This is a genomic window from Acinetobacter sp. YH01025, from assembly GCF_013420185.1.
In the GTDB taxonomy this organism is placed as follows: Bacteria; Pseudomonadota; Gammaproteobacteria; order Pseudomonadales; family Moraxellaceae; genus Acinetobacter; species Acinetobacter indicus.
On the sequence record NZ_VOYR01000001.1, the window covers coordinates 68,135 to 83,138 of the forward strand.

At 47.0% G+C, this 15,004-nt stretch carries 14 protein-coding genes, 2 tRNA genes and 1 other RNA gene; 9 read left to right on the forward strand and 8 right to left on the reverse strand.

Going from position 1 to position 15,004, the window contains the following annotated elements; genetic code table 11:
• On the reverse strand, window positions 1-1,713 hold the full coding sequence (locus FTT89_RS00325; protein WP_180056916.1) for a tetratricopeptide repeat protein: 1,713 nt from the start codon (window positions 1,711-1,713) through the stop codon (window positions 1-3).
• Between the two features lie 78 nt (window positions 1,714-1,791).
• On the opposite strand from FTT89_RS00325, the gene hemA reads away from it, so the two are divergent.
• Window positions 1,792-3,075 (forward strand): glutamyl-tRNA reductase, encoded by a 1,284-nt coding sequence (hemA, locus tag FTT89_RS00330; RefSeq protein WP_016659909.1) that lies wholly within the window; start codon window positions 1,792-1,794, stop codon window positions 3,073-3,075.
• Between the two features lie 35 nt (window positions 3,076-3,110).
• Here hemA and FTT89_RS00335 read toward each other — a convergent pair whose 3' ends face one another.
• Together FTT89_RS00335 and FTT89_RS00340 are read right to left on the reverse strand one after the other, a co-directional pair.
• Window positions 3,111-5,009: a DNA primase gene (locus FTT89_RS00335; protein ID WP_104488032.1), complete on the reverse strand. Its 1,899-nt coding sequence runs from the start codon at window positions 5,007-5,009 to the stop codon at window positions 3,111-3,113.
• Between the two features lie 460 nt (window positions 5,010-5,469).
• Complete coding sequence (locus FTT89_RS00340) at window positions 5,470-6,453, reverse strand: outer membrane protein assembly factor BamD (RefSeq protein ID WP_005176190.1); 984 nt, start codon at window positions 6,451-6,453, stop codon at window positions 5,470-5,472.
• Between the two features lie 71 nt (window positions 6,454-6,524).
• Between FTT89_RS00340 and rluD the strand changes: the two genes are divergently transcribed.
• The 3 genes from rluD to FTT89_RS00355 all read left to right on the forward strand — a co-directional run bounded on the left by rluD (window position 6,525) and on the right by FTT89_RS00355 (window position 8,988).
• Window positions 6,525-7,577, forward strand: coding sequence for a 23S rRNA pseudouridine(1911/1915/1917) synthase RluD (rluD, locus tag FTT89_RS00345; protein ID WP_180061306.1), 1,053 nt, complete (start codon window positions 6,525-6,527; stop codon window positions 7,575-7,577).
• A 64-nt stretch (window positions 7,578-7,641) separates the two neighbouring features.
• The gene (gene pgeF, locus FTT89_RS00350) at window positions 7,642-8,391 is read left to right on the forward strand and encodes a peptidoglycan editing factor PgeF (protein WP_005176194.1); all 750 of its coding nucleotides are present in this window, start codon (window positions 7,642-7,644) and stop codon (window positions 8,389-8,391) included.
• A 33-nt stretch (window positions 8,392-8,424) separates the two neighbouring features.
• Window positions 8,425-8,988 carry a flavodoxin family protein gene (locus FTT89_RS00355; RefSeq protein WP_104500249.1) on the forward strand — a complete coding sequence of 188 codons (564 nt, stop codon included), beginning with the start codon at window positions 8,425-8,427 and terminating at the stop codon, window positions 8,986-8,988.
• 80 nt (window positions 8,989-9,068) lie between these two features.
• On the opposite strand, the gene smpB is transcribed toward FTT89_RS00355, so the two are convergent.
• Window positions 9,069-9,545, reverse strand: a complete 477-nt coding sequence (gene smpB, locus FTT89_RS00360) for an SsrA-binding protein SmpB (protein ID WP_005176206.1) — start codon at window positions 9,543-9,545, stop codon at window positions 9,069-9,071.
• A 181-nt stretch (window positions 9,546-9,726) separates the two neighbouring features.
• On the opposite strand from smpB, the gene coaD reads away from it, so the two are divergent.
• From coaD to FTT89_RS00380, 4 genes are all read left to right on the forward strand, one after another.
• Window positions 9,727-10,218, forward strand: coding sequence for a pantetheine-phosphate adenylyltransferase (coaD, locus tag FTT89_RS00365; RefSeq protein WP_005176208.1), 492 nt, complete (start codon window positions 9,727-9,729; stop codon window positions 10,216-10,218).
• Between the two features lies 1 nt (window position 10,219).
• On the forward strand, window positions 10,220-10,483 hold the full coding sequence (locus FTT89_RS00370) for a YfhL family 4Fe-4S dicluster ferredoxin (RefSeq protein WP_034597403.1): 264 nt from the start codon (window positions 10,220-10,222) through the stop codon (window positions 10,481-10,483).
• A gap of 27 nt (window positions 10,484-10,510) precedes the next feature.
• Window positions 10,511-10,889: RNase P RNA component class A (rnpB, locus tag FTT89_RS00375), an RNA gene on the forward strand.
• 73 nt (window positions 10,890-10,962) lie between these two features.
• A tRNA-Met gene (locus tag FTT89_RS00380) sits at window positions 10,963-11,039 on the forward strand.
• Between the two features lie 40 nt (window positions 11,040-11,079).
• On the opposite strand, the gene FTT89_RS00385 is transcribed toward FTT89_RS00380, so the two are convergent.
• Window positions 11,080-11,493: a hypothetical protein gene (locus FTT89_RS00385; RefSeq protein WP_225876425.1), complete on the reverse strand. Its 414-nt coding sequence runs from the start codon at window positions 11,491-11,493 to the stop codon at window positions 11,080-11,082.
• A gap of 186 nt (window positions 11,494-11,679) precedes the next feature.
• Here FTT89_RS00385 and FTT89_RS00390 point away from each other — a divergent pair.
• Window positions 11,680-11,756: transfer RNA gene (locus FTT89_RS00390), tRNA-Met, on the forward strand.
• A 116-nt stretch (window positions 11,757-11,872) separates the two neighbouring features.
• Here FTT89_RS00390 and FTT89_RS00395 read toward each other — a convergent pair.
• The 3 genes from FTT89_RS00395 to FTT89_RS00405 form a co-directional block, all read right to left on the reverse strand.
• On the reverse strand, window positions 11,873-12,145 hold the full coding sequence (locus tag FTT89_RS00395; RefSeq protein WP_180056912.1) for a hypothetical protein: 273 nt from the start codon (window positions 12,143-12,145) through the stop codon (window positions 11,873-11,875).
• 253 nt (window positions 12,146-12,398) lie between these two features.
• Window positions 12,399-14,024, reverse strand: coding sequence for an NAD+ synthase (locus FTT89_RS00400; RefSeq protein ID WP_180056911.1), 1,626 nt, complete (start codon window positions 14,022-14,024; stop codon window positions 12,399-12,401).
• A 374-nt stretch (window positions 14,025-14,398) separates the two neighbouring features.
• On the reverse strand, window positions 14,399-14,899 hold the full coding sequence (locus tag FTT89_RS00405; RefSeq protein ID WP_016659914.1) for a hypothetical protein: 501 nt from the start codon (window positions 14,897-14,899) through the stop codon (window positions 14,399-14,401).
• Window positions 14,900-15,004: the final 105 nt, after the last annotated feature.

A 15,004-nucleotide genomic window follows, 5' to 3' on the forward strand; every position in this document is an offset into this window, starting at 1 on the left:
TTAACTCTGAGGGCTGTGTTGCGGTAACAATAACGAATGAAGCTGTTCTAATTGCGGATCATTTGGATATTTTTGTTGGAGTTGTTGTAAAACTTGACGAAATTTTGTCAAATTGCCCTGCATATACAGCGCCTTGGCATAACGGACCCCAATTTTGACTGTTGCACTTAAGGCAAAAGCCTTTTCCAGCACCTGGGCAGAGGTGTCAAAATCATTTTGCAGATAGCTGATCAGGCCTAAAGTATCCAGAATTGAGGCCTGTTCCGGGGCGAATTCCAGTGCCTGTTCCACATACTGGCGTGCTTCATCCAGCCGGCGGTTTTGCAGCGCCAGGGTATAGGCATAGGCATTTAAATAAGTCGGACTGTTCGGCTCGACCTGTAACAGCTTTTTCAGCAAGCGGTCCAGTTTGTCTTTGTCCTGATAAGGGTCTAGCAGCAACACTTCTGAATACAGCAGTTCCGGATCATCGGGTAAATTGCGGATGGCTTCATCCAGCAGTCTTAAGGCGGCAGTCTTGTTGTTCATGCGCTTTAGAATTTCCGCCTGAGCCTGATATAAAAAACTGGCATGCTGCGGATAATTGACCCGTTCCTGGGTTAAAAAGCGTAAGGCTTCATGCTGGCGGCTTTGCTGGCTATAAATATTGATCATGCTGCGCCGCGAAACGGTATACAGGCTGCCATCGACCAGACGGTAATAGGCTTTGGCGGTTTCAAAATGCTGTTTACGCTCGGCATTGACCGCCAGATAGTAATAGGCTTCATTTTGATACTGGTTGGAATAGCGCAACTCGACCAGATATTTCTCGGCCTTTTCATACTGCTTCAAGTCAATACTGGTCAGACCAGCCAGAAACAGGGCTTCATCTTCCTTTGGCCATTTTTCCAGCATCGCTTCCAGTTTGGTCAGGGCCAATTCCGGCTGATTGGTTTTTAACAGATATTTGGCTTCAGCCAGACGTACTTCTAGATTGTTTTTATGTTTGCGGCTGGATTTGGCATACCATTCCTGGGCAGCTTTTGAGTCTTGCAGCGCACTTAGCAGGCTGGCTTTGAGCAGGATATAACCGGTCACTTTCGGACGTTTGCGTAGCACCCGGTTGACCGTTTCCAGCGCTTCTTCTAACTGGCCATTCTGGGCTTTTAAACCGGCAATCAGAATCAGAATTGAGGGATTATCTTTTTCTTTGCTGGTGCGTAGTGCCTGAATCAGAAACTCACGATCTTCTGGCGACTCCGGGGCAATACCGGCCAGAATCTGTTCTAAATCGGCAGTGGCATCAATGGCCAGAATCTTGTCCAGGGTTTCAGCGGCCAGGTCATATTCATGCGCTTTCAGGGCAATATGCGCCAGATAAAACAGGGCTGGAACATCTTCCGGTTCCTGAATCACCCAGTGGGTGGCAATGTCCAAAGCTGCATTTAAGTCATTGTGTTCCAGTGCAATATTCAGTGCGCGCTGTTTAATACTGGTTGAATTACTTTTAATTGCCAGTACAGTATAGTTATGTAAGGCGGTGGCCACGTCATTTGAGGCGAGGGCAAATTCCGCCACCATGCTTTGTTTTATGGCATTCAGATTTGTAGGTGCATGGAAAAAATCTCCAGATGCTCTAATATGAGCACTAGAAGCCATGCTACCCACGAGTAAGATTGTGGTAGAATATTGCTTAATTGTCGCGCCGCTAAGCCGGCTGGTTGTTTGACGCAATTTTTCTTGATCCAAGTAATGCTTTTTATGACACCGTTATTGCACAATAGCATAAATTTAGCGAAATGATGATCTGATATGTCTTTCTTTGCATTGGGTGTCAACCATCAAACCGCCTCTGTAGAATTGCGTGAGCAAATTGCTTTTAACCCTGAAAAGTTAACTCAATTACTTGCCGAACAAAGCCAGAGCCACCTGTTAAATGACATGGTGGTGGTTTCTACATGTAACCGAACTGAAGTGTACGCCATGTCTGACCATGCAGACACGGTGCTGGGCTGGCTCGCCCAGGTAAATGGTCTGGATGTCAAACAACTACAAAATCACGTTTATCGCTATGAAAATGCGCAGGCTGTCACCCACTTAATGCGCGTTGCCAGCGGCCTCGATTCCCTAATGCTCGGTGAACCGCAAATTCTGGGGCAGGTCAAATCGGCCTTATCTTTGGCCAAAGATGCCCACACGGTTTCGCAAGATTTAAACCATATTTTTGAATACGCCTTTTATGCGGCCAAACGGGTGCGTTCTGAAACAGCAGTCGGCAGTCATGCGGTGTCCATGGGCTATGCAGTAGCACAGTTGGCGCTACAGGTGTTTAGCCATCCGGACAAGCTGACCGTGCTGGTGGTGGCGGCAGGTGAAATGAACAGCCTGGTGGCCAAACATCTGGCGGAAATGGGCGTGGCCAAGGTCATGATCTGTAACCGTACCCGCGCCCGTGCTGAAAATCTGGCCCAGGAAATTGCCCATCGGGTAGAAGTTGAAATTATTGAATTTGAACAGCTGGCAGAACATTTGCATCGCGCCGATGTGATCTCCAGCTGTACCGGCAGCCTGCATCAGGTGATTGGCTATAAAGAAGTCAAAGCCGCGCTGAAAAAGCGTCGTTACCAGCAGATGTTGCTGGTCGATCTGGCTGTTCCGCGTGATATCGACCCGAAAGTCGAATCACTAGATGGTGTGTATTTATACGGTGTCGATGACCTGCAAAGCGTGATTGATGAGAATCTGGCACAGCGTCGTCAGGCCGCGGTAGAAGCCGAGGTGATGGTGAATCAGTTGGCGACCGAACTGGTAACCCAGCAAAAGGTCAAAAGTGCCGGCAGTACCATTCAGGCTTATCGTGAGCAGGGTGAAACGTTACGTCAGGAAGAACTGCAACTGGCGATGGCGCGAATTGCCAAAGGTGAAAATGCGGCACAGGTGTTACAGGAATTTTCTTACCGTTTGACCCAGAAATTGCTGCATCCCACCTCGATTGTGCTGCGTCAGGCGGCCAAAGCCGAAGATCCGGAATACTTTGAAATGCTGCAAAGCGAACTGCAGCAGGTCAGTGCCAAACGGCGTAAATCTAAACGCTAAGCCATTGTGATGGTTCAGCATTGTTTTAATGCCGCTTATTCTTCCAGTAAGGTCAGAGAACGTTTTTTATCAATCTGATAAATCTGATGTTTCAGATTACGCATTTCTTCAATACTGCTAAATTTCTTCGAGCGGATTTTTTGCTGCAAGAAGTGGTATTGCAGTTTAATGGAAAAATCTTCGGCCAGCTTGTCAGCTTTCTCTGGCGAAGTGGTGTAATCGCCGACATTGGCTTGCTGTAAAATGCGCTGTAATTCGTAGTGATAAGCCGCACAGGCGCCTAGCACATAGTATTTGGCCAGTTCTGGATCATCCGGTAATTCATCAAAAATTCCGTTAAAGATTTGCAGGATTTTGGCCAGTAACTGATCGGCCGGAATCAGTGCGCGTAACGGTTCAAAATGAATATATAAATACGGATGGTTGATCAGAATCGCCACCACATATTCTTCGGCATCAACCTTGGTGCTAAAGCTGAGTGAGGCATCATTATTGGTATGTGGCTGCCATTTGCGGTTAAAGCCGAGTTTTTCCCGGAAAAACTGTTGCAGCAGATAACGGTAAGAGCCGGTTTTCGGTAACAGTTCAGTCAGCTGTTTTAACTCGCCCATCACCTGACTTTTGCCTTCGGGCTTGCTGATATCATGGTTTTGACTTAAATGCGCAAACACAAAATCAGACAGTAGCGGCGCCTGATCGAGCAGGCGGCGGAAATTTTCAATACCTTCACGGCGGATCAGCGAGTCTGGGTCATGATCATCCGGCAGCACAAAAAACTTCAGTTCACGGCCATCATTCAGCAGGGGCAGGGCAATTTCCAGCGTACGTCGTGCTGCTTTCTGACCTGCGGCATCACCATCAAAGGCAATGGTAATGCGTGAGTTCTGCTTAAACAGAATATTCAGGTGTTCGGTATTACTGGCAGTCCCCAGCGTTGCCACGGCGCCATAAATGCCATATTGCTGCAGCGCAATCACATCCATATAGCCTTCCACCATCAGCCAGTCCTGGGCTTTCTGCTTGCGGCCTTCGTATAGGCCATACAGCAGCTGGTTTTTGTGGAAGACTTCCGAATCGGGCGAGTTGATATATTTCGGCTTGATTTCATCATTGAGCGCACGGCCACCAAAACCGACCACACGCCCTTTGTGATCGCGGATCGGGAAAATCACCCGGTCACGTAGCAGGTCAAAATCACGGCCGGAATCGCTGGTACGAATTAGCCCCAGCAGTTTTAAACCTTCAATATCTTGTGGAAAGGCTTTTTCCAGATGCTGCCAGTCTTCCGGTGCATAGCCCAAACGCCAGAACTGGATGGTCTGTGCGCTTAAACCGCGCTGGCGAAAATATTGCTGTGCCGACTGGCTGTGCGGTAACTGCTGTTCATAAAACTGCGCCACATTTTCCAGCAGATCAAACAGGTTGCCTTCCTGGATCGGCTCCTGATCAAAATCCGGATATTGTTCAAAACCGGCAAAGGGATCATCTGCTGGCTGGAACTGCTCAAAAGGATCAAAATGTGCAGCAGGGACTTGATCAGTTTCGGTCGGTGTGGGTGTTGCTGGCGCGGGTGCAGTTTTGGCCGGTGGCGCCGGTTTTTTGGCCTCGCGTTTATAGACCAGTTTTTTGCTGTCCTGATTGTCTTTTGGCAGCTCGATACCGGTCTGACTGGCCAGATCTTTCATGACATCGACAAAGTTACGGCTGTCGATATCCATTAAAAAGCGAATTGCATTGCCGTTGGCCTGACAGCCAAAGCAGTGATAATACTGTTTGTCGCGATAAACGTGGAAAGACGGGGTTTTTTCCTGATGAAATGGACAACAGCCCGAATAGGTCCGCCCGGTTTTTTTCAGTTTCACGCGCTGACCAATCAGATCGACAATGTCGGTCCGATCCAGAATCTGATCAATCGTGTGTTGAGGAATAGCCATACTGTTTTTATCGGGTCGGTTAAGCGGTAGGTCGAACAGATCGACAGGGTATAGAGATTACAGTGTATTGTTTCCTTTCTATCCGGTTTTGCGTGTTCAGGCAAGTGGCCAAGATAAAAGGGCAAGTATAGTAACGTATGCTTTATATTTTGCAAAATTGAAAAACAGGTTAAAAGCTCTATCCTTACTCGCTATTTTTCAAAGCTGTACTTATGTTAGGACAATAAAAGGAAGAAAAAAATTTTATTTTAAGTGTGTTGGGCCTCTATTTTCATTCGGCCTGTTAAGGGCTTTGTATGGAGAATTTCCTACTTTGGAAAGACCCAAAGTAGGCAAAAGTCTTTGTTCCCCATACACAACATCCTTGTTGTGATGGGGAACGTGTGGCATCCCTGCCACATCCGCGTATCCAATGGAATGTTTAAATCAAATTTAAGACAGTCATGGATGTTAATTATGTTTACTCGGCCGCTTCACTGTTTTCCTGTTTTTCAGGACGGTCCAGCAAACCAAAACTTAAACGGTTGGTCCAGCTACGTGGTTCTTCCTGCTGGTTGGCCAGTTTTTGCTGCTGTTCGGTGGTGGCCTGTGCTTCACGACCAAAAATACCCAAAGTCGCACGGTTTAGCCAGCTACCTTCATTCCGTGCAGCACGCAGGTTTACAGAGCCATCGGCTTTAACCAGATTTGGATAGTTCAGTTTTAACAGGTCAATATACTGTTGTGCAGTGGCACGGTCACCCAGTTGGGTATAACCATAGGCTGCGGTGGCAATTGCTTCCGGAATCTGTGGGGTTTGCGGATAATGTTCGATTACCCAGAGTGAACGTTCCACCGCGGCGACCCAGGCCTTACGTTTAATATTAAAACGTGCCGCATTCATTTCCGCTTCTGCCAGCTCTTGCCCGATAAACTGCATACGTTGTGCAGCATCCACAGCATAGGTGCTTGATGGATAACGGCGAATGAAATCGACAAAGTTCTGATAAGCCACTTTTAAATAGCTGACATCACGATGCGCCTGTTTTAACGAGGTATAACGGATTAAACCATCATAGTTCTGTTCCATATTGGCCACGCCGCGCACATAGTAGGCATAGTCAGCATTTGGATGCTGCGGGTTCATCCGGATAAAACGGTCGGCCAGTGCGACTGCACCTTCATAATCTTTTTGCTGGAATTTTGCATACAGCAGCTCAAGTTGTGCCTGCTGGGCATATTCACCGGTAGGATAATAGGTTTCTAATGCTTCAAGATGCTGGATAGCATCGGTATATTGCCCGCGTTCCAGTGCTCGTTCTGCTTTTTGAATATAAACTTGTTCGCTAGATTGCGGACCTGTATCGACCACTTCTTTTTTTGGATTACTGCTACAGCCCACGATTGCAGATGCAACGCCAAGTGAAAGAGCTAGCATGGTAATTTTATAACGTGGTAGCGACATAAAAATTCCTCTGTTATTACGGGCAATGAGCTACAATTGCGCTATTAAACCACTTTTGTCTGAATGATCAAATGTCTCAAGCACAATCTTCCAATTCCAACATCCCTGAAACTGACTTCAATTTACTTGATGATTCTGAGGATGCAGATAATCATACTTCAGACCCAACTGCAACACGTTTATCGTTGCAATTTCAACTGGATGAAAGCTATCTGGGGCAACGTATCGATCAGGTTGCAGCCCTCATCTGGAGTGATTTTTCACGTGAAAAACTGAAGCAGTGGCTAAAAGATGGTCATTTGTTGGTGAATGGTAACACTGTCAAACCAAAGTACAAGTGCGAAGGCAATGAACTGTTAAGTTTAAATGTTGAACTTGAAGCACAGACCAACAGTCAGCCTGAAAACATCCCTTTAGATATTGCCTATGAAGATGATGATATTTTAGTGATTAATAAACCGGTTGGCATGGTGGTGCATCCTGGTGCGGGCAATATTACCGGCACACTGGTCAATGCCTTGCTGTTCCATTATCCAAAATCGGCAGAATTGTCACGTGCCGGGCTGGTACATCGTATTGATAAAGACACCAGCGGTTTGCTGGTGGTGGCGAAAAATCTTGAGGCACAGTTTGACCTGAGCAAGCAGCTGGCCAACAAGTCGGTGTACCGGATTTATGACGTGGTGGTATATGGCAATATCATTGCCGGCGGCACCATTGATGAACCGATCAAGCGCCATCCGGTCGACCGTGTCAAAATGACAGTGCTTCCGGGCGGCAAAGACGCCGTGACCCACTATAACGTGAAAGAGCGTTTCCAGCATTTCACCCGGGTTCAGGCGCGTCTGGAAACCGGCCGTACCCATCAGATTCGGGTTCATTTTAGCTATATCGGTCATGGTCTGATTGGCGATCCGGTGTATATGCCACGTGTGCGTGTGCCGGCTGGAGCCTCCGAGCTGCTCAATGAAACCTTGCGCGGTTTTAAACGTCAGGCACTGCACGCGGCCAAACTGGGGCTGGTGCATCCACGTACCAAACAGGACATGATGTTTGAAGCGCCGTGGCCGGAAGATTTCAGCCAGCTGGTGGATGTGTTGCGTAGCGAAAACGCTGCCTATTAAACCGTTCTGCAGCGTTGAGAAAGTATGATCTCAACGCCGCTTTTAAGTGAACACAGGAGCTGAGATGCAATTTATTCAGGGATTACCGGCACAGGTTTATGTGGCGCAAACGCGGATTCAGCATCAGCAGGCCTTGCCAGCGCAAGTACCGGAACTGGCCGGTTTTAACCTAGCCTTGCATGTACAGGATGCAGCGGAACGGGTGCAGCAGCATCGTATGCTGTTACTGGAACAGCTGGCCGAATACGGTGTTAATACAATCAGCTGGATGAACCAGACCCACAGCACCTTGTGTCATGTGATAAATGATGAGCTGCATTTTAATGCACCGGAAGGCGATGGACTGGTCACGCAGCGCAAAGGCCATGCCTTAATGATGATGACCGCCGACTGCCTGCCCATTGTGCTGGGCAATCAGGATGGCACTGAAGTGGCCAATTTACATGCCGGCTGGAAAGGTCTGGCACAGGGTATTGTTGAAAATACCATTGCCGCCATGCAGCACCCACCGACCTGGGCCTGGTTAGGCGCGGCCATTAGCCAGCCGTGTTTTGAGGTAGGGGCCGAAGTAAAGCAGGTATTTTGTGAGAAATATCCCGCATTAAGCAGCGCCTTTCAGGCAGGGAAACAGGCCGGAAAATTCTATGCCGATTTATATGCGATTGCCCGCTATATCCTGACCGAGCAGGGGGTAACCACCATTTTAGGTGGTGATCAGTGTACCTATCGGCAGGCCGAGGAGTATTATTCTTATCGTCGTCAGGCCAAAACCGGACGCATGGCAACATTCGTTTTTATCGCTGATCAATGCTAAACTTGACTGAATTATTGGGTTTTTAAAGTTTCCATGTCTGTTACTGATCAAACATCTGTGTCGCAAGTAAAAGTCTGTGTTGTGTATCATAGTCCCTATGGCCATACCGCTAAGGTGGCACAGCATATTGTGCAGGGCGCCGAAAAAGCCGGAGCTGAAGTACATTTAATGGCAGTGAGCGAGGTCGATTGGGATGTGCTGGATCAGAGCGATATTCTGGTCATGGGCTGTCCAACCTATATGGGCAGTCTGACTTCGGCACTGAAACAGTTTATGGAACAATCTTCAAAACGCTGGCTGGCGCGAAGCTGGCAGGGCAAAATTGCTGCTGGCTTTACCAATGGCGGCGGTTTAAGCGGTGACAAGCTGGCGGTGTTACAGCAGATCAATTTATTTGCCATGCAGCATGGCATGTTATGGTCGGGCTTGCCGTTTATGCCAACAGGCCGTAGTCCGCATGATATTAACCGGATGTCGAGCTTTCTGGGCTTAATGACCCAGTCTGACAATGCCAGCGTTGACGTTACCCCGCCAGAAGGTGACCTGGAAACAGCGGTGAAGTTTGGCGCTTATCTGGTGGGCTTAAAACAGAAATAAGTTTGCTTTCCAATGATGCAATAAAAAATGCCTCCCATGTTGGAGGCATTTTTACATCAAGTACTTGTGTTCAAACGTGCTTATTTATGCATTAAACGGGCTTTATCACGCTGCCAGTCACGGTCTTTTTCAGTGGCACGTTTATCATGCAGCTGTTTCCCTTTCACCAGGGCAATTTCCAGTTTGGCCAGCGGACCTTTCCAGTAACAGACCAGCGGCACACAGGAATAACCTTTCTGGTTCACCGCACCGAGCAGTTTGGCAATTTCTTTGCGGTTCAGTAACAGCTTGCGGGTACGGGTCGCTTCAGGCACCACATGGGTCGAAGCCGACAGTAAAGGTTGAATTTGGGCGCCAAATAAGAAGGCTTCACCATTTTTAAAGGTGATATAGCTTTCGGTCAGGCTCATACGACCGGCACGCAAAGACTTGACTTCCCAGCCTTGCAGGGACAGTCCGGCTTCAAATTTTTCTTCAATAAAATAATCGTGGCGTGCACGTTTGTTCTGTGCAATCGTGCCACTGGTATTTTTTTTAACTACAGTTGCTTTCGCCATAATGAGTCACTTCCAACGTTAGGCCTATTGTGCCCCAAACACAGGCATGCTGACAATTCCAAAATCAGCGCTGAATTACAGCACTATCGCAGGATTTTTGTGAAATTGGCCGAGTTTATTCACCAATAAATCAAGTTTTTGCTAAAATATGGCTCTACAAAACCAACTAGAGTAAAAATGGATGTCTAAAACTCGCGTGATTTATCCGGGGACCTTTGATCCAATCACCAATGGTCATATCGATTTAGTAACACGGGCGGCCAGAATGTTTGATGAAGTGGTGGTCGCAATTGCCATTGGTCATCATAAAAATCCGGTGTTTACTCTAGATGAGCGGGTAGAACTGGCCAAAACCTCACTCAGCCATTTACCCAATGTGGAATTTGTCGGCTTTGATGGCCTGCTGGTGAATTTCTTCCGCGAACAGCAGGCCACGGCGGTACTGCGTGGTTTACGTGCAGTGTCTGACTTTGAATACGAGTTTCAGCTGGCCAATATGAACCGTCAGCTGGATACCAATTTTGAAGCGGTATTTTTAACGCCGTCAGAGCAATATTCGTTTATTTCATCTACGCTGGTGCGTGAAATTGCGCGTTTAAAAGGAGATGTGACCAAGTTTGTACCGCAAACCGTGGTCGAAGCCTTTGAACGCAAACATCAACAAGGTTGGTAGCGTGTCTTTATATATTACCGATGAATGCATTAACTGCGATGTCTGTGAACCTGTGTGCCCGAATGAGGCTATTTTCATGGGCGAGCTGATTTATGAAATCAACCCGGCGCTGTGTACCGAATGTGTCGGGCATCATGATAAACCGCAGTGTCAGTTATTCTGTCCGGTGGACTGTATTCCGCATGATCCCCATCATGTCGAAACCCAGGAACAATTGCTGGAAAAGTATCAAAAACTGATTGATCAAAAAAGCACGAGCAATTAGTGCATTTATTTGTTAAGATGCGCCCTCGAAGTGAACCAGACGATCGCTGCTGTGGAGGTCTCCGTGACTAAAGCAGGGGAGGAAAGTCCGGGCTTCATAGGGCAGGGTGCCAGGTAACGCCTGGGCGGCGTGAGCCGACGGAAAGTGCAGCAGAGAGTAGACCGCCTTCATTCAGGTTTCTTTTTCGGAAGAAATCGAAGGTAAGGGTGAAAGGGTGCGGTAAGAGCGCACCGCATGACTGGTAACAGTTCATGGCATGGTAAACCCCACCAGAAGCAAGACCAAATAGGAATCCTGAGGTACGGCCCGTACTGGATTCGGGTAGGTCGCTTGAGCGTATGAGTGATTGTACGCCTAGAGGAATGATCGTTCTCGACAGAACCCGGCTTATCGGTTCACTTCACCAAATTTTGTACAATTAGCCTGTAGAAGGGCTTGACGTTATAAACATTACAGCAGATAATGCGCGCACAGTTTACGGCTATGTAGCTCAGTTGGTTAGAGCACCGCACTCATAATGCGGGGGTCACAAGTTCAAGTCTCGTCATAGCCACCATTTTTAAAGATCACATCCTTATGTGATCTTTTTTTTGTCTTTAAAATCTGTGCTCGCAGTTGAGCTGCTGCACATCCAGCTTCAGCGTCTGCTGTAGCTGTTGAATCTGTTGCCAGCGTTGCTGCTGGTCGGCATAGACAAAAATTTTCTCATCGACCTGATCCAGTTTGGACACGGTAATTTTTTGTGCAGCACAATAACGGCCTTCATAGCGTTCCTGTGCAAGCGCCTGTTGTGCTTCAGGACTTAGGCGATCTGCGGTTAAAATCTTCTGCTGGCCTTTGGCATACTCGACCAGAATGCGTTTTTGCGGAATGGTGAACCAGAGATGACCATTAATAAATTCTGCGACATCGCGGCGTACCCCGTTATAGTCCACCATGAGTGGGGCAACCAGCTGACAGCCCGATAATGTCGCAACTAGCAGACTACTGATCCATATTTTTAACTGCATTGTGTTCAAATGATTGATCCTGGAAAGTTTCATCATAGTCAGCGAAAGGGTTTGACCCAAGTAAAAAATTGCAAATCCGGTTAAAAATTAATAAAAACGTCATGTTTTGCTTAAACAGTGTTCATTTGAGTAGATAAATATCTTGACGATAAAGTCCGAACTTTAGATAATGCGCACACAGTTTACGGCTATGTAGCTCAGTTGGTTAGAGCACCGCACTCATAATGCGGGGGTCACAGGTTCAAGTCCCGTCATAGCCACCATTTTAAAAGACCAAGCTCTCAGCTTGGTCTCTTTTTTTGTCTGTTCAAAAAGTCCAAAAAAATGTTGTGCAAACTCTCCGCGCAATTTAGATACCAGCGATGAATAAAATGCTGGCTTAGGAATTCAGCTGTTGCTGTACCCAGCTTAAGAATTCCTGTTTATGCGCAAGGGCCGGCGCTTTAGAACCATCAATCACTTTAGGCTTGCCATTAAATATACCTTTAAACAGATAAGACTGCCCAGCTTCAAACTCGATACTGCCTGTATCATGGATTTCGGCGAAAAACGCGTTCAGGTGCTCATACTGGCTATAGCGATGAAAATGCGGACGTTCAGTTAAATAATGATAAATCTGTTCTAAAGTCTGCAGGGTATTTCTTAGTGTCATATGAAATCCATTGCATCCAATTTTAGCTCATGCATATCTTGAACATAGGGTTAAACATAGACCGTTGTCTATCTGTTTTTAGTCAACCTAGACGATTCATTGATATTGGTTTTTTTGAATGACGTAGAACTCAAAAATATAGGATCGGTTTAGATGGCAGGGGAAGATGCGTATTCTAAGTAGCCTCATTCCAGCAGACAATAAAAAACCCCAAGACTGGCTTGAGGTTTTTAGGATGGATCAGATCAGGGGCTTATAGGCCCGGTTTCCAGCCATTGACTAATGGATAACGGCGTTCACGGCTAAAAGAACGTGATGTAATGCGTGGACCAATTGCGCCCTGACGGCGTTTGTATTCATTGCGGTCAACCAGACGCACCACTTTTTCAACCACAGCCTGATCAAAGCCTTTGGCAATAATATCGTCCTGGCTCAGGTCTTCTTCAATATAGGCATACAGGATCGCATCTAGCACATCATACGGTGGCAAAGAGTCCTGATCTTTCTGGTCCGGGCTCAGTTCAGCTGATGGCGGACGGCTAATTACACGCTCCGGAATCACCGGCTGTTCGCTTATACTGTTCCGGTATTTGGCCAGTTCAAACACGATGGTTTTGTAGACATCTTTGAGAACTGCATAACCACCAACCATATCGCCATACAGGGTGCAGTAACCGACTGACAGTTCAGATTTGTTACCAGTCGACAGGACCAGGTTGCCAAATCTATTGGATAAGCCCATTAGCAACGTACCGCGGGCACGGGCCTGCAGGTTTTCTTCGGTGGTATCAACCGGGCTATTGCCAAAGAATGGATACAGGGTTTGCATAAAGCTGTTCACAATCGAGTGAATTTCGGCAATGCCAAAGGTCACACCCATGGTTTTGGCTTGCTGTGCAGCATCTTCTACACTAATTTGCGCGGTATAGGTATACGGCATCATCACCGCTTGTACTTTGTCTGCACCCAGGGCATCAACCGCAATGGCCAAGGTTAGTGCAGAGTCAATCCCGCCAGATAAACCCAGAATCACGCCTGGGAAACCTGAACGTTGTACATAGTCACGTGTTGCCAGCACCAGACCCTGATAAATTTCAGCCATGGTGTCGAGGGCTGCCGCCTGTTCGCCCGTTTTATAGCGCTGCTGTTCGGCTTCATACTCCACCACAAACAGGCGTTCCTGATAGGTTGGCGCACGTAAAGCAAGTTCACCGTCTTTGCTGATCAGGAAGCTGGTGCCATCAAAGATCAGATCATCCTGACCACCAACCTGATTGACATAGGCCAGGTTCAGATTCAGCTGTTTGGCCAGCGCAGTCATGGTATCAATACGGTGCTGTGGTTTACCAACTTCGTATGGCGATGAATTCAGCACCAGCACGGTTTCTACATTCAGCTGGGCCAGTTGCTGTACAGTGGCTAAAGACCAGACATCTTCACAAATCAGTACGCCAAATTTATGCCCCAAGTATTCAAAGACCAGATGTTGATGACCTTCGTTAAAATAACGTTTTTCATCAAACACGCCGTAGTTCGGTAAATTCTGCTTGTTATAAATACCCAGAATCTGGCCATCTTTCATTACCGCAGCCGAGTTATAACGCTGGCCATCTTCAGTTTCATTGACAAAACCAAATACCACAACGATGTCTTTAATCTGGCTGAGCTGTTCAAACGCTTTTTGCGTGCGTTTTTTGAGGCTTGGGCGTAACAGCAAATCTTCTGCTGGATAACCAATCAGAGAAAGCTCTGGGAAAATGATCAGGTCAGCCTGTTGTTTTTTCGCTTCATTTGCTTGTTCAAGCATTTTTTGCGCATTTGCTTCGAGATTGCCAATGTATGGAGAGAACTGTGCAAGGGCAATTTTAAAAGATTTCATTAATTTACGTCCTATTCCTATAGGGTTTTGAATACACGGGCTGCCGCTTGTAATTATGGTGATCGGGCAGCGGTGCATTCTGATACTAAAAAGTACTGCCGACTGGCTCAAGTATAAAAAGTAATACGCATACGACTTGATAAAATCTTATTTTGCAATGCAAAAAATCAGACGGGTTTATTTTATCTTAAATTAATTCAGATGCTAGAGCATATTCAGGATAATTGCATAGTAGCGGCAATTCGCGCCGTGAGAGAAGGCGCATAATGCTTTATTTAGTAAGCTTGAGTAACAAAAGCATGGGTTCGGTGAATCGGGCCTGATGGCACAAAAAACCGGCATTTTTCAATATGCAAACGCTATTGCAGCGCAGTTTAAGCCGGTGGATGCAGAATAATATTGTCAATCTTGTTTAAAAAAATATCGCGGGCAATATCGCCTTGCTGTTCAATGTTGTAGGCAAAAAACGGTTTACCGGGAATCAGCTGGTAACGGTAGGGATTATACCGCCCGGCAGACAGATAAAAAGCGGTTTGCAGCAGCGCACCTTTCAGCAGCACATTAATCTGCTGCTGATGCTGGTAAATATGTGTCATTTCATGAATCAGCACCGCCTGAAAGGCAAGCGGTGCCTGGCTATAATCTTCCCGGTACAGCGGATCACGCACATGAATATAACCTTGCGGCGCCATCAGAATATGCGCCGGTTGCCAGGGCAAATAAGGATGATTCATGATGCTGACCCGGCTGTAATCAATCAGCTGCCCGAACACGCGCTGGCATAACGCAATTTCGCCCGGGGTTAAAGCCCGGCAGCGAAACTGCTCCAGTTTAAGCAGGCGTAGCAGTAGCGGTAACAGTTTCAGTAACAGCATGGTGAAAGATCAGGTCGGGCCATTCAATTTTCCCAGTTATAACAAAACTGGCAGGTAAATTTGTAGCAAAAATTTCATCTGCGGTGGCTTGCCGGTTTTTCTTCA